General features: G+C 61.3%; 19 protein-coding genes. 9 read left to right on the top strand and 10 right to left on the bottom strand.

Features of this window, described 5'->3' with window-relative positions; genetic code table 11:
• The first annotated feature begins 19 nt into the window (after nucleotides 1-19).
• From BLW50_RS26540 to BLW50_RS26530, 3 genes are all read left to right on the top strand, one after another.
• The gene (locus tag BLW50_RS26540; RefSeq protein ID WP_090707934.1) at nucleotides 20-829 is read left to right on the top strand and encodes an alpha/beta hydrolase; all 810 of its coding nucleotides are present in this window, start codon (nucleotides 20-22) and stop codon (nucleotides 827-829) included.
• 95 nt (nucleotides 830-924) lie between these two features.
• Nucleotides 925-1,191, top strand: a complete 267-nt coding sequence (locus BLW50_RS26535; RefSeq protein ID WP_139267755.1) for a hypothetical protein — start codon at nucleotides 925-927, stop codon at nucleotides 1,189-1,191.
• A 236-nt stretch (nucleotides 1,192-1,427) separates the two neighbouring features.
• Nucleotides 1,428-2,405, top strand: a complete 978-nt coding sequence (locus BLW50_RS26530; RefSeq protein ID WP_090707929.1) for a D-2-hydroxyacid dehydrogenase family protein — start codon at nucleotides 1,428-1,430, stop codon at nucleotides 2,403-2,405.
• Nucleotides 2,406-2,441: 36 nt separating this feature from the next.
• Here BLW50_RS26530 and BLW50_RS26525 read toward each other — a convergent pair whose 3' ends face one another.
• The 5 genes from BLW50_RS26525 to BLW50_RS26505 form a co-directional block, all read right to left on the bottom strand.
• Nucleotides 2,442-3,323, bottom strand: coding sequence for a tetratricopeptide repeat protein (locus BLW50_RS26525; RefSeq protein WP_348272870.1), 882 nt, complete (start codon nucleotides 3,321-3,323; stop codon nucleotides 2,442-2,444).
• A gap of 173 nt (nucleotides 3,324-3,496) precedes the next feature.
• Nucleotides 3,497-3,736: a 30S ribosomal protein S21 gene (rpsU, locus tag BLW50_RS26520; RefSeq protein ID WP_090707924.1), complete on the bottom strand. Its 240-nt coding sequence runs from the start codon at nucleotides 3,734-3,736 to the stop codon at nucleotides 3,497-3,499.
• A 203-nt stretch (nucleotides 3,737-3,939) separates the two neighbouring features.
• Nucleotides 3,940-5,055, bottom strand: coding sequence for a 5-(carboxyamino)imidazole ribonucleotide synthase (locus tag BLW50_RS26515; RefSeq protein ID WP_090707922.1), 1,116 nt, complete (start codon nucleotides 5,053-5,055; stop codon nucleotides 3,940-3,942).
• A gap of 4 nt (nucleotides 5,056-5,059) precedes the next feature.
• On the bottom strand, nucleotides 5,060-5,521 hold the full coding sequence (gene purE, locus BLW50_RS26510; RefSeq protein ID WP_090709770.1) for a 5-(carboxyamino)imidazole ribonucleotide mutase: 462 nt from the start codon (nucleotides 5,519-5,521) through the stop codon (nucleotides 5,060-5,062).
• A gap of 244 nt (nucleotides 5,522-5,765) precedes the next feature.
• Nucleotides 5,766-5,984 (bottom strand): YdcH family protein, encoded by a 219-nt coding sequence (locus BLW50_RS26505; RefSeq protein ID WP_090707920.1) that lies wholly within the window; start codon nucleotides 5,982-5,984, stop codon nucleotides 5,766-5,768.
• Nucleotides 5,985-6,244: 260 nt separating this feature from the next.
• Between BLW50_RS26505 and BLW50_RS26500 the strand changes: the two genes are divergently transcribed.
• Nucleotides 6,245-6,427 carry a YdcH family protein gene (locus BLW50_RS26500; RefSeq protein WP_090707917.1) on the top strand — a complete coding sequence of 61 codons (183 nt, stop codon included), beginning with the start codon at nucleotides 6,245-6,247 and terminating at the stop codon, nucleotides 6,425-6,427.
• Nucleotides 6,428-6,634: 207 nt separating this feature from the next.
• Here the strand turns inward: BLW50_RS26500 and BLW50_RS26495 are convergent, their stop codons facing one another.
• Complete coding sequence (locus BLW50_RS26495) at nucleotides 6,635-6,916, bottom strand: hypothetical protein (RefSeq protein ID WP_090707914.1); 282 nt, start codon at nucleotides 6,914-6,916, stop codon at nucleotides 6,635-6,637.
• Nucleotides 6,917-7,124: 208 nt separating this feature from the next.
• Here BLW50_RS26495 and BLW50_RS26490 point away from each other — a divergent pair, with 208 nt between their 5' ends.
• Nucleotides 7,125-8,939, top strand: a complete 1,815-nt coding sequence (locus tag BLW50_RS26490; RefSeq protein ID WP_090707911.1) for a tetratricopeptide repeat protein — start codon at nucleotides 7,125-7,127, stop codon at nucleotides 8,937-8,939.
• Between the two features lie 4 nt (nucleotides 8,940-8,943).
• On the opposite strand, the gene BLW50_RS26485 is transcribed toward BLW50_RS26490, so the two are convergent.
• Together BLW50_RS26485 and BLW50_RS26480 are read right to left on the bottom strand one after the other, a co-directional pair.
• Nucleotides 8,944-9,705: a sulfite exporter TauE/SafE family protein gene (locus BLW50_RS26485; RefSeq protein WP_090707908.1), complete on the bottom strand. Its 762-nt coding sequence runs from the start codon at nucleotides 9,703-9,705 to the stop codon at nucleotides 8,944-8,946.
• Between the two features lie 137 nt (nucleotides 9,706-9,842).
• Entirely contained in the window at nucleotides 9,843-11,507 is a 1,665-nt protein-coding gene (locus tag BLW50_RS26480; protein ID WP_090707906.1) for a glycosyltransferase 87 family protein, read from the bottom strand.
• Between the two features lie 207 nt (nucleotides 11,508-11,714).
• Here BLW50_RS26480 and BLW50_RS26475 point away from each other — a divergent pair, with 207 nt between their 5' ends.
• Nucleotides 11,715-13,613: a propionyl-CoA synthetase gene (locus tag BLW50_RS26475; protein ID WP_090707904.1), complete on the top strand. Its 1,899-nt coding sequence runs from the start codon at nucleotides 11,715-11,717 to the stop codon at nucleotides 13,611-13,613.
• Nucleotides 13,614-13,657: 44 nt separating this feature from the next.
• On the opposite strand, the gene BLW50_RS26470 is transcribed toward BLW50_RS26475, so the two are convergent.
• On the bottom strand, nucleotides 13,658-14,287 hold the full coding sequence (locus BLW50_RS26470; RefSeq protein WP_090707901.1) for a flavin reductase family protein: 630 nt from the start codon (nucleotides 14,285-14,287) through the stop codon (nucleotides 13,658-13,660).
• Nucleotides 14,288-14,299: 12 nt separating this feature from the next.
• A complete protein-coding gene (locus tag BLW50_RS26465; RefSeq protein ID WP_090707898.1) occupies nucleotides 14,300-14,863 on the bottom strand; it encodes a nitroreductase family protein in 564 nt (187 codons plus the stop codon).
• A gap of 197 nt (nucleotides 14,864-15,060) precedes the next feature.
• On the opposite strand from BLW50_RS26465, the gene BLW50_RS26460 reads away from it, so the two are divergent.
• Genes BLW50_RS26460 through BLW50_RS26450 form a run of 3 tightly spaced genes read left to right on the top strand, consistent with a single transcriptional unit; the run spans nucleotide 15,061 to nucleotide 16,702 of the window.
• Nucleotides 15,061-15,978, top strand: a complete 918-nt coding sequence (locus BLW50_RS26460; protein ID WP_090707895.1) for a hypothetical protein — start codon at nucleotides 15,061-15,063, stop codon at nucleotides 15,976-15,978.
• Nucleotides 15,979-16,029: 51 nt separating this feature from the next.
• Nucleotides 16,030-16,266 (top strand): Lrp/AsnC ligand binding domain-containing protein, encoded by a 237-nt coding sequence (locus tag BLW50_RS26455; protein WP_090707893.1) that lies wholly within the window; start codon nucleotides 16,030-16,032, stop codon nucleotides 16,264-16,266.
• A 16-nt stretch (nucleotides 16,267-16,282) separates the two neighbouring features.
• Entirely contained in the window at nucleotides 16,283-16,702 is a 420-nt protein-coding gene (locus tag BLW50_RS26450) for an Ivy family c-type lysozyme inhibitor (RefSeq protein ID WP_090707889.1), read from the top strand.
• The last annotated feature ends 3 nt before the right edge of the window (nucleotides 16,703-16,705 follow it).

The following is a 16,705-nucleotide window of genomic DNA, read 5'->3' as shown; positions in this document are numbered from 1 at the left end:
GCAACACGCGAGCCAACCAATGATGCGTTGGCTCCGATATCTGCTCTATCTCGCGGCGGTCGCCTATCTTGGGGCGGCCGCCGTTCTTTATTTTGCCCAGCGGCAATTGCTGTATGTCCCCAACACGGCGGTGGCAGAGATTCCAGCCGCCCTGCCCGGCGCCGTCAGCCGCCAGATCACCACCGCCGATCGTGAGACGCTGAACGCCTGGTACGTGCCGCCGGCTGACGGCAAGCCGATTCTGCTCTATCTGCACGGCAATGCTGGCAATCTCTCTGGCCGCACGGCACGCTTCGCCGGCCTGACGGCCAACGGCAACGGCCTGCTCGCTATCGACTGGCGCGGCTATGGCGGCTCGACCGGCTCACCCAGCGAAGAAGGCCTCATGCGCGATGCGGAGGCCGCCTATGCGGCCGCGCTCGCCATCGTCGGCACGCCCAAGCGCCTCATCATCGTCGGCGAATCGCTTGGCAGCGGCCCCGCCGTGGCGCTCGCCGCGCGCCTCGCCTCCGCCGGGGTCATCCTCGATGCGCCCTATTCGTCGATCCTCGACGTCGCCTCGGATCGTTATTGGATGTTTCCGGTCGGACTGCTGCTCACCGACCAATTCCGCTCTGACCTGAAGATCGGCGAGATCAAAGCGCCGCTCCTCGTCATGCAGGGCGATCAAGACCGCGTCGTGCCAATCCGCTTCGGCGAAAAACTCTTCGCGCTGGCGCCACAGCCGAAGGAGTTCATCCACGTGCCGGGACGCGGCCATCTCGTTCTGGCGGTCCCCGATGTTATGGCGCACACGCTGGACTGGATTGATAAGATCGTAAATCGATAAGCTCGTAAATCGACAAATCTTCGTCTAACCCAGTTGATTGTGGCCCCTGCACGCCACTGCTAACTTGCGCCTGTGAGCCACTGGGGAGGACTCTCATGCGATCTGTTCTCACGATGACATGCGTTGCTGGCGTTCTTGCTTGCGCATCGCCTGCCGATGCGCGGACCGCAAAGGAAGCGGGCCTGCTTGTCGCTCAACGCCGCGGTCACTTCGCCGAGAATGCGCAGTGCTACGCTGATGTCTTCGCGATCTACGCGGCGCGGAATTCACGGGGCCGTTGGGTGATTCCACCCAGTCGTGGCGGCCAGACCGTCAGGTCCTACCGCTTCGAACTTTATCGCAAGTGCCACATCGGCGCTTAATCCGCGCATGACGTTCAAGACCTGGGTGTCCGGAGCGAGCGGTAAAGCGCTGCTTGCGAGGCTTAGGTGACGCGCGGCAACAACGCATGGCGTTACCACTGGCTCTGGATTCTCCGCTCGCGCCTCCGGCGCGGCGGGAATGACAACGGAGAGTTTTCCAGCATCCCGCTTGAGTGGAGCCAAGACAAGAAATCCGATAATCAAAGGAGAGCTTCTTAGAACGGTGGTGTTGAACGATGCGTGTCACGATTTTGGATGACTGGCAGGACACGTTGCGCGGATTGCCGTGTTTTGCAAAGCTGAACGGTCACGATGTCACGGTTCATCACGACCATGTCGAGAATATCGATGCGTTGGCTGAACGATTGAAAGACACCGAGGCCCTCGTCCTGTTCCGCGAACGCACGGCCATCCGTCGCCCGTTGCTCGAGCGCTTGCCCCACCTGAAATTAATCAGCCAGCGTAGTGTCTACCCACATATCGACATCGATGCCTGCACGGAGTGTGGCATCGTTGTGTCGTCCGATCAGCACGCAGGTTCGCCTTCTTACGCGACGGCGGAAATGACCTTCGCTTTGATGCTGGCTTCAGCGCGCGCCATTCCTCAGCAAATGACGTCGCTGCAAAGCGGCGGCTGGCAGATTGGCGTTGGCACAACCCTACGCGGCAAAACACTCGGCATTTATGGCTATGGTCGCATCAGCAAAGCGGTGGCCAGCTATGCCGTGGCTTTCGGCATGAACGTCCTCGTTTGGTCACGCGAGACAACGCGCGCCCAGGCGGCAACGGATGGATACGCGACGGCTCCCGACAAGGAGACGCTCTTCCGTGAGAGCGATTTTATCACCCTTCACATGCGCCTCGTCCCGGCCACACGCCACATCGTCACGGCGACCGATCTGGCTCAGATGAAACCATCCGCCACATTGATCAACACCAGCCGGGCCGGATTGATCGAGCCGGGCGCTCTTGAGTCGGCGTTACGCAATGGGCGCCCCGGTTTCGCGGCGATCGATGTCTATGAGGTCGAGCCTCTCCCGCCCGGCAAACATGCTTTGCTCGCGATGCCCAATGTCATCTGCACGCCGCATATCGGCTACGTCACCCGCGAGGAGTACGATCTTCAGTTCGCAGACATTTTCGATCAGATCGTTGCATTTGCCGCCGGAACGCCAACCAATGTGGTCAACCCGGACGTACTACAGAAGCGCTAGAGACAGCCGCCCATTAGGCGGCGTCTATAAGTTGGCTCAGCCGCGACCGACGCGCGACTGGCCTTCCCGGGCGAACTGATTGTTCGGATTGACCGCCAGAGCGCGGGCATAGCTTTCCTGCGCCTTCGTCCGGTCGCCCTTGCGCTCATAGGCCAGGCCAAGACCCGCCCAGGCATCGGCATTGCTGTTGTTGATGTTCAGCGCCGCGTTGAAGTCTTCGATCGCCGCGTCATACTTGCCGACGACCGTCAGGCTCTGACCGCGCGCCTGATAGGGCGGCGCGTTGAACGGATCGCGATCGATCGCATTGTCGAAATCGGTGATGGCGCGGGCATGATCGCCATTGCGCTGATAGATCAGGCCGCGTGCGTGAAAGGCCTGCGCCTGCTCCGGATTGAGGCGGATCGCTTGATTGAGATCGCTCATCGCCTGATCGAGCTGGTTCTGCGAACGCAGCAGATTGGCGCGGGCGAGATAGGCCGGCGCATGACGCGGATTGGCTTCGATGGCGCGGGTGAAATCCTGCTGCGCCTGATCGTTGCGGCCGATGCGCTGGTAAGCAAGACCACGATTGGTAAAGGCCGGCGCATTCTGCGGATCGGCCTTGATCGCATTGCTGAAGTCGGTGATCGCTTCCTGATAGCGCCCGCATTTGGCGTAAGCGGCGCCGCGGGTGTTGTAGGCCTGCGGATCGTTGGGATTGCGCTGCACCACTTCGGTCAGCGAGGCGACATTGGTCTGGATCGCGGCGCAATCTTCGCTGATTTCGCTCGAAGGCGTCACGCCACCGCGTGAACCAAGTCCGCCGACACTTTCACACCCGGCCAACGCCAGGGACAAAACCGAGGCGATTACCACAAACCCCATACCGGGCAGGCGGTCCAGCGAAACGGCGCGAAGATTCATTTTGATACTCACGTCTTTCTGCCTGCCGCAACTAAGCGGCCTGGCGCACTCCAACCTGGGCACACCAGCAAAATAGCCACGGAGCCCGGCAAAATTAACCTTTAAATGCGGCGGCGCCCGGAGGGAGTTTTCCCACGGGCGCCAGCTACAAAAACGCGAAAAATCTTAACGCGCTGCTAACCGTCTCAGCGCGCGCCCATAACCGGCTTCGGCTTCATCGGAATGAGGCCTTCACGCTGCATTTTCTTGCGAGCGAGCTTACGGGCGCGACGAACGGCCTCAGCCTTTTCACGAGCGCGCTTTTCAGACGGCTTCTCATAATGACCGCGGAGCTTCATCTCGCGGAAAATACCCTCGCGCTGCATTTTCTTCTTCAGCGCCTTGAGGGCTTGGTCAACATTGTTGTCGCGAACGAGAACTTGCACGCGTCGATCCTGTTCTATGGAGCAGAAAACTCTGTTTCCGCCCCGGAAAAAGGGAAAAAGACTTTTGTCGGCGCGACAGAGGCGCCGTACCGTGGGCGCGGAAGTAGCAGAATCGCCCCCCTCTGTCCAGCATGTCCACACGGATCCCCCCGCCAAACCGCCGCTTTTTCAATTTCGGCAGCTTGACCAGGGCCTTTTAGGGATCAGTCGCCCGATTCTTCCGGCAAAACGCGCGTCACATGGCCCATTTTGCGGCCGCTACGCGCTTCATGCTTGCCATAAATATGCAGCCCAGCCGCGCCATCGCCCAGGATATCGCGCCACAAATGGATGTCTTCGCCGATCAGATTGCGCATTTCGATACGCCCGTGCCGGCGCGGCGATCCCAGCGGCCAGCCGCAGATCGCCCGAATATGCTGAGAAAACTGCGATGTGACCGCGCCATCCATGGTCCAATGGCCGGAATTGTGTACGCGCGGGGCGATTTCGTTAACGACAAGGCTCTCAGCGCCTGAGCGCTTGTCCTCGACGACGAACATTTCCACCGCGATTACGCCGACATAGCCCAGCGCATCGACGATTCGGCGGGTGATTTCCGTCGCCTGATGGGCGGTGGCGGCGGAAATCCGGGCCGGCACCAAGGTGCGGGCGAGGATATGATGCTCGTGCTCGTTCTCGCACACATCCCAGGCGGCAAAGGAACCATCGCGGCCACGCGCGGCGATCACCGACACCTCGCGGACGAAGGACACCATGCCCTCGAGAATGCAGGCTTGACCGCCGAGGCCGCCGAAAACGCTGGAAAGATCCGCCCCTTCGCGCACCAGGGCTTGGCCCTTGCCATCATAGCCGAAACGGCGGGTTTTCAGGATCGACGGCCGGCCGATCTGCGCCACCGCGCGGGCCAGGCTGCCAGCATCGTCGACCGCCTTATAGGGCGCTGTCGGAATACCGATGCCGTTGAGAAAATCCTTCTCCACCAGCCGGTCCTGGGTCGTCGCCAGCGCCAGCGCGTCGGGTAAAACCGGCAGTCGCGCGGACAGAAAGGCGGCGGTCGCGGCCGGCACGTTCTCGAATTCGTAGGTGACCACAGCGACGGCATCGGCGAAGCTCGCCAGCGCTTGCTCGTCGTCGTAGTTGGCGATCGTCATAAAGGTCGAGACATCGCAGGCCGGCCCACGCTCGGGCGCGAAAATATGGGTTTTCAGCCCGAGATTGGCCGCGGCGAGCGCCAGCATGCGGCCAAGCTGGCCCGATCCCAGAATTCCAATGGTGGCGCCCGGCGCGACGGGCGGAAGCGGCGTATGCGAAATAGCCATCCGCTCAGTTACCACTCGGCTTTTCAGCGACGCCGTCGCTTTGCGCCGCCCGCCAGTTATCGAGACGAACCGCGAGCGCCGCATCCTGTAGACTCAAAACGGAAGCGGCTAATAGCGCCGCATTGACCGCCCCGGCCCGGCCGATCGCCAGGGTTCCAACCGGGATACCGGCCGGCATCTGCACGATCGAGAGCAATGAATCCATGCCCGACAGCGCCTTGGATTCCACCGGCACGCCGAAAACCGGCAGCGGCGTCATCGACGCGGTCATGCCCGGCAAATGCGCCGCGCCGCCGGCGCCGGCGATAATGACCTTAAAACCAGCCGCGCGCGCCCCTTTGGCGAAGGAAACGAGCCGATCGGGGGTGCGATGAGCCGAGACGATCCGCGCCTCGAAGCTGATTCCAAGCACCTCCAGCGTCTCGGCGGCGTGACGCATGGTTTCCCAGTCGGACTGGCTTCCCATGATGATGGCGACCGGAACGGAGGTCTGAATCACGATTGGATATCCCCTATGGGACCGCTGCGCTGGCGGACATAGATCACGATAGTTTTGGATCACGATAGTTTGGGATCGAATCGATCTAAAACTATGGGACGTGATCGATTCCGAAAAGTAGAGTGGGATTTTAGCGAAAAACCGGTGTCCACTTTTTCGCACCCCGCTTAGACGAAGCGTCGCGCCCTCGCAAGCCGCGCTGCACGAGCGGTCAAGCGATGATGTCTGGCGTCAATTGGTCCTCAATGGCCTGGATTCGATCGCGCAACAGCAATTTGCGCTTCTTCAAACGCTGCATCTGCAACTGATCGACCGTGCCCACGGCCTGCAAGGCGGCAATCGCTGCATCGAGATCGCGATGCTCCTCTCGCAGCCGCTCAAGCTCTGCCGTAAAAGCAGCCTGCTCTTCTTCGCTTAGTCTGATCGGCATTTCTTTTCAGCACCCGCAGGACACGAATCGCCCGACGACGCTCCAGCCGACAGACAGTTTCGCAATGATATTAACCTATACAACGCTTGCAATGCGCACGTTGGCATCAGTCTGAATTTCACTCTTAAGCTTGCTTGAAGGCTTCCTTGGGGTTTGCCGCGCCTTTCACCAAATGTGAAGGATAGACGACAGAAATCCGCTTGAGCCTTCTCGGTTTTGTGGCACACTTTTATGTCCGCAACACCGAAAGGAGATGCAGGATGACAGTGACAAGTCACATTGCTGAATTGGAACGCCGTCACACGGTCCTCGAGAAAGAGATCGAGACTTCCCGCCTAAGCCCCGCCTCCGACCCCCTTAAAACCGCGGAACTTAAACGCAAAAAGCTCAAACTTCGGGACCAAATCGAAAAGCTGCGCAAAGGTCGCACCTCCGTCCACTGACGCTCGATCCCGCATCCACCAACACCCATTTTAGGATCCCGGCAAATCGCCGGGACCAGGGCTATCGGCAAAACGACCACGCGGCTGGGGGCACTCGCACCCGGCCGCGCTGGTTGATGATCGATGTTGGGGGAGTTGGTATCGGATTTTGGCGCCGTGGGGCCGCCTCGAGCTTAACGCTCCGTCTAGCTCTAGTGCTGGTGCGCTCTAGTGCTGGTGCTCTTGGGTAAGGGTCATCGGCAGAGCCAGCTCGCTCAGCAGGAGGTCGACTTTTCCGGCCGGCAGGTGCCGCACCAGCATCGCCAATCCGGCCGCCATCTCGACCTGAACATGCGCCATCTCGCCGATCATCCGCGCTTGGTCGCGACGGTCCCCGCTGACGGCCTCGGACACGCTTCTCAGAGCCGCCACCGCCCGCGCCATTTCCTGAGCGGCGCGATCCAGATGATCGCTGGCCATGTCGATGGCCTTAGAGCAGCTCTGCAACATAAGTCGTCTCCCGACGCGGATGGCCCGCGCTAGCCAGACAAAGTGTGCTATAATATCAGGAGTTTACCTAAGCCCACGATGTTATTCACCTGCTAGTGGCGGCGAAACGGCCGGCCACGTTACATGGCGCTAAATTAAAACTCTCATTTTGCTTCGGTTTGGCCCATGATGCGCTATACGATGAACTAACGTGCTACATTAGAATGTGATGTCGGACAGCCCCTCCCAACGCCCTCTCTTTTCTGACGTCGAGCAGCAACAGATAGAATCGTCGCTGCGCGATATCCTGGCGCAGGACGATTTCAAGGCCTCCGGCCGCCTCAGCGCCTTCCTGAAATTCATCGTCACCGAAACCCTGGAAGGCCGGGCGGATCGCCTGAAGGCGTTCACCATCGCCGTCACCGTCTACGGCCGCGACGACACATTCGACCCCCAGGCCAATTCGATCGTCCGTGTCGAGGCGACCCGCCTGCGCCGGATGCTGGAGCGCTATTTCCGCGAGCAGGGCCGCGATGCCCCCATCGAGATCCGCATCCCGAAAGGACGCTACGTTCCGGAATTCATCCGCCGGGACGCGCCCGATGCCCGCCCGAGCCTCGACGAAAATCGCTCCAACGACGCCCGGATGGCCGACGACCGTAGCAGCGGTCGCGGTTCCGAGCGGCCGACGCCTCCGGCCGGACGCCCCCGTTCCATCAATCTTTGGCTCCCCCTTGTCGCCGGGGTGATCCTGCTGACCGGCCTCGCCGGCTTTATCGGCTGGCAACAATGGGACCGGCCCGAGGCGAATCCGTCCCCTCCCCCGCGTTTCGCCGACAATGACCCGCCGGAATCCGCCGACAGTTTCCGGCCAGTCGAGCCGACCATCGCCGTAGCACTGCGCGAAAACACCGATCCGGAGCTGAATCAGCTCGGGCTGCGCATCAAGGACGCTATCGAACATGAATTCGAGCGCGCCGACGACATGTCCATCATCGAGCGAATCGGCAACGGCGCCACGCGGGTCGATTACCGCGTCGACCTGACGATCGAGTCTTTGGGCAACAATCGGGCAGTGCTGCGCGTCCGCGTCACCCATGTCTCCAGCGGCGAATTGATCTGGTCGAGAAACCTGCGCGATTTCCCGCTCGACCCGAAATCTTTCGACCAGGATCGGCGCCCCTCCGATATCGGCCTGGCCATCTCCCGCCCCTATGGACTGATCTTCGCCGACTATCGCAGCCGCACGCGCCCCGATAGCGGTGCGCGTCGGCCGTTCTTCTGTGTCATTCGCGCTTTCGACTATTTCCAGGACCGAACCCAGGCAAACTTCCGCGACGCGCTAAGCTGCCTCGACATCGCCCTCGTCACTCGGCCCGATTTCGCCACGGGTGCGGCGCTACGCGCCATGCTGATCGCCGACGATTATGTCACCAAGGTCAACGGGCCTGACAGTAGCTACACATTGGCCGACGCCATGGCCTCGGCACGCCGCGCCGTCGCCAGCGATTCCCAACACCCCCGCCCCCATGTCGCCATGGCCATGGTCCAATTCCTGTCCGGCAACCAGCAGGGTTATGAGGAGAGCATTCAACGGGCGATCGATCTCAATCCCTCCGCCGCCTATGCGCTGGCGCAACAAGGCGCCACATCCATTCTGCTCGGTCAGATCGACGAAGGGCTGACCCATTTGAACGCCGCCATCGCGCAGAATGAATTGCTGCGCGATGAATATGCTTTCTATTTCTTTGTCGGCGCATTGATGCACGACGATCGCAACGGCGTGCAGAACTGGGGCCGCGTCTCCGCGACATCGCGCAATCCCTACTCCCTGCTCGCCGGCATTCTCGCCGCTTACCGTCGCGGCGATATCGTCACAAAGCAGGACTTAAAGAACACGCTGGAAAGATCGTTCCCCTTGTTCGCCGGCGATCTGCGCAGCGGATTTGAGCGCATGGGCATGAAGGACGCGATTGCCGAACGACTGCTGAGCGAACTGGCGGAAGCCGGCATCGACACCGGCACCGGTGCCGCCGACAAGTAACAGCTTAAAAAAGCCCGAGCTGCCGCAGGCCGTCCCAGATCAGTTTCAAACCGACCAGAAAAGTCAGCGTCACGACGACGCGATAGAAATTGTCGGAAGAAACGCGCTTGAGCAACCATACGCCGCCCAGCGTCGCCACAATCGCCAACGGAAACAGCACCGCCGACGTTGTCAAATTGGTCATCGACACTTGGCCCAGATGAATGAAGCCGACGAACTTCACATAGTTGATGACGGCGAAATAAATCGCCTGCGTTCCGGCATAGACACGCGGCGATAATTTCTGCGGCAACATCACCACCTGAAAAGGTGGGCCGCCGGCATTGGCGATGAAACTGGTAAAGCCACAAATCGTCGACCAGAACGATGCCGCAGCCACGCCTGGCGTGCGCGGGGCCGCATCAGCGGGCGGAGAGCGCAGGAACTGATAGAGCGCGAAAACCGCGCCGATCAGGCCGACGAGCAGCAGAACGAAGCCGGTCGAAACCCGCGATGCGGTGAAATAGCCGATCAGCATGCCGAACATGCCACCGGGAAACAGCAGCTTTAGATGCATGGCGGAAAAATCGCGGCGGAAGGCCCAGACCCCGACGATATCCTGCACCATCAGGATCGGCAGCAGGATCGCCGCCGCCTGCAGCGGCGGCAGCACCAAGGACAACAGCGGCAAGGCGAGCATGCCGATACCGGCGAAGCCGCCCTTGCCGAGACCGAGCAGAATCGTGCCTGGGATCGCCGCCGCGTAGAAATGCCAATCCGTGATCATGCGGTCCGACGCCCCATCGCTGCGATGTTCAGCGCCGTCGTCGCCGAAAATATCGAACGTTTATAGAACGCCCTTATAGAAAGAATGCGCGCGGCTGAACAGAGCTATAGCGATTTGCCGTTTGACTGAGCGAAACGCTACATCGGCCCGGCAGAGGGCGTGATCCCAGGCTTATCCATCTCGGGCTTGATCGCGCCGCTGGCGAAAGAGAAATATTTCGACAACACGAAATTGGCCACGGCAGCGGCACCGGAGCCGGCAATGAGGGCCACGAGAATGGCGCTGCCCGAGAGCCCCAAGCCCATGTGCGACAGCCACCACAACACCAGCGTATAGATGCCGAAATTGAACACGGCCGTCAGCAGATTGGCCGCGCCATAGCGGGCGAATTCGCGCAACAGACGCGGTTCACTCGACCGGAACGTCCAGATCCGGTTGAGCAGCCAGGTGACAACGATGGCAATGATCATCGCCGGCACACGCGCCGCATAACCCGAAAAGCCAAAGCCTTTGGCAAAGAGCAAGGTCAAACCAGCATCGACCGCAAAGCCAATGGCGCCGACGACCGAAAAGGCGCCGATCTCCGCCATCAGGCCGCGTCTTTCATCCGCCTTCCCCGCCTCCGCACGTTCAGCCAACGCGCGGTTGAAGATGATCGCCATGAAGGCCACCATGGCGATCTGCCCGACCGGAACCAGCGTCGCCAACGCCAAGGTGCGCGCCACCAGCGGCACGGCCCAAATAAACGCCAGCGCCGTCTTCTCCCAAGGCCGGAAGCCCTTCTCAAGCCCATAGGCCACGACAAAGGCGAGGGCCGGGCCCAGCAACATCATGTCGTAGTCGAGCGCATAGGGCGTCGATAGCAAGGCGCCGGTCATCACTGCTGCCGCCGCGAGCCGACGGTCAGCGCGCGTGAGCCACATCCAGGCGACGATCGCCGCGCAACTCAACGTGCTGACGGCCTGCACCCCATAAGCGAGGGGGATCGACCCGCCCCACATGCGCACCGCGGCAAAGATGGTTTGAATCTTGTACCAGCCCGTCGCGCCCTGTTCGGAAATGACCACACGGGAATAATGCATCATGTCGAAGAAGCCGCGCCACGTCTCCCAGCCGAAGGCCCAGAGCGTGCCCAGCGTCATCACCGCGATCGTTGCTCCAGCGGCAACGATCGCCCGCCAATGCCCGCCAGCCACGAGCGCCACCGGGATGAGCACACCGAATTGCGGCTTATAGGCAAGCAATCCAAACAGAATACCGGCCATCACCGGGCGTCGTTCCAACGCGAGCAAAGCGAGCGCCATCAAGCCGGCGCTGAGAAAGCCATTGTGACCATGTTGGATGTTGACGATGACCGCGGGAAAAGCCGCTGCCACCAGCAGCCCATCTTGCACTGGCACGATGCGTCGCACGGCGGCGAGATAGAGCGGCAAAGTCGCCGCCTGCCACAGCACCAGCGATAAAGCATAGGGAAACAGCGCGAAGAACGCCGCGACGACAAGAAAATACGGCGGATAGCCCCAGTGAAAGAAGCCAGATGTCGGCGAGAAATACTCTTGCTGGCGGCGTTCATGCACGGCGTTGTCGAACGGCTTTTCCGGATGACCTTCCAGCACGAAACGGCCAGCGGTCCAGACCTGCGAATAATCGGTGCCCAGCGGACGATCGAAATGATCGACGCGCCCGTTCGACGTCGCAAAGAGCAAGACGGTCGATAAGGCGTAAAAGGCCAGCAAGGTGAAAGCGATGATACGGACCCGTTCCCGGGTCAGCCAGTCGCCCGTGCGCAGATGTTCGAGCATGGTCCCGGTCCGATGCCGACGCGCGCCGCCGACAGTCGAAACTGCACCGGTTTGCCTAAGATTCTATTGACGGATCTTGGCGCGCCAATTGCCCCGTGTTGCCTAGATTTCAAGTGTTGCCGAGATTTCAATGGTCAACGCCCTATGCTACCCGATATGCAAACGTCTGGCGGGAGAGCCGCGAAAAAATCGAGACGGAGGGACGGCATGACCAGCCGATATGGCGAAGTCTACAGCCAATGGCAGGATGATCCGGAAGGTTTCTGGGCCGAGGCGGCGCGCGGCATCGATTGGATCATGCCACCAACGCGCATTTTCGATCCGCAGGCCGGCATCTACGGACACTGGTTCCCCGAAGCAACCTGCAACACCTGCTACAATGCCATCGACCGCCATGTCGAACGCGGCCGTGCCGAACAGAATGCGCTGATCTACGACAGTCCCGTCGCGGGCACGAAGCGCGCCTACACCTATCGCGAATTGCGCGACGAGATCGCCACCCTGGCGGCGGTGATCGCCGATCTCGGCGCCGGCAAAGGCGACCGCGTTATCATCTACATGCCAACCATCCCGGAAGCGGTGATGGCCATGCTGGCCTGCGCCCGCATCGGCGCGATCCATTCGGTGGTGTTCGGCGGCTTCGCCGCCAAGGAACTGGCAACGCGCATCGACGATTCCCAGCCCACCCTCATCCTCACCACGTCCTGCGGCCTTGAGCCAGGCCGCATCGTCAAATACAAGCCGCTGCTCGACGAAGCGATCAATCTCGCCACCTACAAGCCCAGCGCCGTTCTGCTCCTGCAACGTCCGCAAGAACAAGCGACGATGATCGCTGGACGCGACCATGACTGGGCGCAGGCCGTGGCCGCCGCCAAACGGGCCGGCAAGACCGCCGATTGCGTCGAAGTCGCCGCCACCGATCCGCTCTATATTCTCTACACTTCGGGCACCACCGGCATCCCCAAGGGCGTCGTGCGCGACAACGGCGGCCATATGGTCGCGCTCAACTGGTCGATGAAGAACATCTATGGCATAGCGCCGGGCGAAGTATTCTGGGCCGCGTCCGATGTCGGCTGGGTCGTCGGCCACAGCTATATCGTTTATGCGCCGCTGATCTATGGCGCGACCTCGATCTGCTATGAAGGCAAGCCCGTCGGCACGCCGGACGCCGGCGCCTACTGGCGCGTGATCGCTGAATATGACGTGGTCGCCTTGTTCACCGCGCCCACCGCCTTCCGCGCCATCAAGAAAGAAGACCCCAACGCGGAACAGCTGAAGAAATACAAACTGTCGAAATTCCGCACCCTGTTCCTGGCCGGGGAGCGCGCCGATCCGCCGACCCTGTATTGGGCGGAGAAAATTCTCAATCTGCCGGTGATCGATCATTGGTGGCAGACCGAGACAGGCTGGCCGATCGCCGCCAATCCGGTCGGACTCGGCATGCTGCCGGTGAAATATGGATCGCCGACCGTGGCCATGCCCGGCTGGGACGTTCAGGTGGTCGATGAAGCCGGCAAGCCTGTCGCCGACGGCGACATGGGCTCAATCGTCATTCGTCTGCCCTTGGCGCCAGGCGCCTTGCCAACCTTGTGGCAGAACGATGAGCGCATGCGCGAAAGCTATCTGACGGACTATCCGGGTTTCTACAAAACCTCGGACGCCGGCTATCGCGACACGGACGGCTATCTCTACATCATGGGCCGCACCGACGACATCATCAACGTCGCCGGCCATCGCCTATCGACGGGCGGCATGGAGGAGGTGCTGGCCTCCCATCCCGATGTCGCCGAATGCGCCGTCATCGGCGCCAAGGATGAACTTAAAGGTGAGGCACCGCTCGGCTTCATCGTGCTGAAATCCGGCGTCACCCGCGACAAGACCGAGATCGAAAAGGAAGTCGTCAATCTGGTGCGCGAAAAGATCGGCCCGGTCGCGTCCTTCCGCACCGCCGTCACGGTCGACCGCCTGCCCAAGACCCGCTCCGGCAAGATCCTGCGCGGCACGATGAAGAAAATCGCCGATGGCGATCCATGGTCGATGCCCGCCACGATCGACGATCCAGCGATCTTCACCGAGATCGAGAGCGCTTTGCGAAAGCGGAGTTAAAGGTTTGCTTCAGTGTTTGGTGCACCTAACACTGAAGCAATCTTCTAGCCGCCGCCACCGGCATTGCCGGCGCCGGCCGGCCGCTGCATCTGGAAGAAGCTTTCGATCGCCGTGTAGTCCATATAACCGCAGCGGGCGATCGGCTTCATGCGCAGCACGTCGATGCGACCGTTGGCGATATACGCGTCATCCACATGCAGCCCGACCACCTGACCGATCACCATCCAGCGGTCGGTGCCTTTGCCATCGGTGTCGGTCAGTTCGAAAACCTGCGTCACCTTGCATTCAAGCGCACAGGGGCTCGCTGCGACGCGCGGCGCCTTGACGATCTGCGATGGCGCCGTCTCCAAGCCCGCATGGACGAATTCACTGTCGCCGCGCGGCAGCGGCGCCGACGACGCATTCACCTGATCGCGCAGCGCATAAGTCGCCATGTTCCAGACGAACTCACCGCTCTCGGCGGCGAAGGTCTTTGAATCCTTTTCGCCGTCGCTGCAGAAGCCGACGATCGGCGGCCGATCGCAAAAAGCATTGAAGAAGGAATAGGGCGCGAGATTGACTTGGCCCGCGCGGTTCATCGACGAAATCCAGCCGACAGGACGCGGCGCGATCATCGCCTTGAACGGATCATGCGGAAGGATCGACTTATCGCGTTTATGCGGCTCGAAAAACATGGATAGCTCCGCTCAGAAACGGGTGACGATGGTATCGAGCGCCGGGCGCGGCCGGTCTTCCGGCACGCTGTTGCTGGTGCCGATATGCAAGAAGCCGGCGAACTTTTCGCCCGGGCGCAAGCCAAGCGCGGTGGAGGCCGCCGGATCATAGCAATACCATTGCGTCAGCCAGGACGTGGCAAAGCCCATGGCATTGGCGGCGACGGTCAGGTTCATGCACACAGCGCCAGCCGACAGCACCTGCTCCCATTCGGGAATCTTGGCATGAACGACGGGCTTCGACACGACGCCGACGACGACCGCCGCATAGCTGAACCGCTGGCGCTCGAGCGTACGCCGACTTTCGTCGACACCTGGATTGGCCGCATCGAAAGCCGCCAGAATGGCCTCTCCAGCCCGGGCCCGACCTTCGCCGGCGTAGACGATGAAGCGCCAGGGGACGAGCTTGCCATGGTCCGGTACCCGCGCCGCCAAGGTCAGCAGGGTGTCGAGCTGAGCGGCATCTGGCCCAACCCCGGACATGGCCAGAGGCGGTACCGAGCGGCGGCTTTTCAGCATATCAATCGTTGAATTCATAACGATTCCAAAGTTTCTGGTGAAAATTGAACAAGCTGACGCCTTCTATAGGAGGAGCGCCCGGCCAGAAAGAGCAGACTTAAGAGGTCCGCTTGAGAAGCCTCTTGCCGCCATCCCCGGGCCGCAATTGAGGGCGAGTTGACGCCGGAGCTGGATTGGGGAATGCCGTGTCAGACTGTGTTGGAGACCGTAGGCGGATGAAAGGTTTGCTCACGCGACGTTTGCTGGCGCTTTTGGCGCTTCTGGCATCGGCGACGCTCGTCGCCGCGCAAACGACGCCCAGCACCGGCTTGCCCAGCGGCCAGTCACCTGCCTCGGGCGGCTCGCTCAGTCTTTCAGCCAGCTTTGCCGGCGGTGACGCCAAGACTTCACCCACCGGGCTGGTCTGGCGGATTTTCAAAGAACGGGCCGAAGATGACGGCAGCCGACCGGAGCAAGCGAGCGCCCGCGAGGAAACGCCGACCTTCAGCCTGCCCAACGGCGACTACATCGTCCATGTCGCCTGGGGCCTCGCCAGCGCCACGCGCCGCGTCACCATCAATGGCCGCAATGTCAGCGAGCGGCTGCAGCTCAATGCCGGCGCCTTGCGCGTCATCGGCATGCTCGGCGATGCCAGAATCCCACCAGACCGGCTGAGCCTGTCGATCTATGTGCCCGATGGCGGCAACCCGCAGGCGAAGCTCGTGGCCCGCGACGTGAAGGCCGGCCAGACCGTGCGCCTGCCGGAAGGCACCTATCACATCGTCTCCACCTATCTGGAAGGACCTGCCCCTGGCGGCTCCGCCGGCGGCGGCGGCAATGCCACCAACTCGGTGGTCGAAGCGGATCTGCGCATCCAGCCGGGCAAGGTCACCGTCACCACGCTGAAACATCGCGCCGCATTGATCACGCTCAAACTGGTCAACACACCAGGCGGCGAAGCCCTGGCCAACACCAGTTTCACCGTACTGACGCCAGGCGGCGACGTGTTGCGCGAAATGATCGGCGCCTTCCCATCCCTGGTTCTGGCCGAGGGCGAATATGCGGCGATCGCGCGGCGTGACGGCAAGACCTACCAGAGCACATTTGAAGTACGCTCCGCGCGCGACCGCGATGTGGAAGTGCTGGCAAAATAGTTATAGAAAAACAGTTGAGAGCGCGCAGCGAAGCGGGCGCAGGAGAGCGGAATGCAGACTTTTTTCGTCGAGATCAAATGCGCGCTGGGCAAGACCTATATGGTCGCAAGCGCCCTGGCCGAAGCCGAAATCGCCTCTGAAATCTATTCGATCGCCGGCAATTACGACATTCTGGCCAAATTCTATGTCGATAAGGACGTCGATATCGGCCATTTCGTCGGCGAAAAGGTGCAGCCCATTCCTGGCATCGTCGACACGCGCACCATCATCACTTTCAAGGCCTTCTGAACCGGCGCGAGTCCTCATGCGTCATTCCCTCATCCGCGCTCTGACGATCGCTGGCCTGACTGCAGCGCTGGGCATTGGCGCGGCGCGTGCCGAGGATGAATATCTCTTCGATGCGCTGAAGAAGCCCGCCTATCATAAAGCCTGGAACGCCATGCTCGCCAGCGAGCGAAATGTTCCTGGCTGGCTCATCAACTTCGGCAAAGGCGGCCCCGGCGTCGCCGGCCCATTGAAGCAGATCACCGTTGATGGCCGCAGGATGCAGGCCGCCACCGTCTGCAAGCCGCATGACTGCGCCGGCAACGAGCTGCACATTCTTTTCAGCCTCGATGCGTCGAGCGCTGTCGGCTCGCTCGTCAGCGAGGGTGGCCGCCCTCGCTATCTCGGGAGCCCGACACCAGGCCAGCGCATGGCGCTCGATCGCGCCATGACTAACTGATGC

Source organism: Beijerinckia sp. 28-YEA-48 (genome assembly GCF_900104955.1).
Taxonomy (GTDB): Bacteria; Pseudomonadota; Alphaproteobacteria; order Rhizobiales; family Beijerinckiaceae; genus Terripilifer.
The sequence above is the reverse complement of the archived record's forward strand: the minus strand, read 5'-3'. Positions and strand labels throughout refer to the sequence as shown.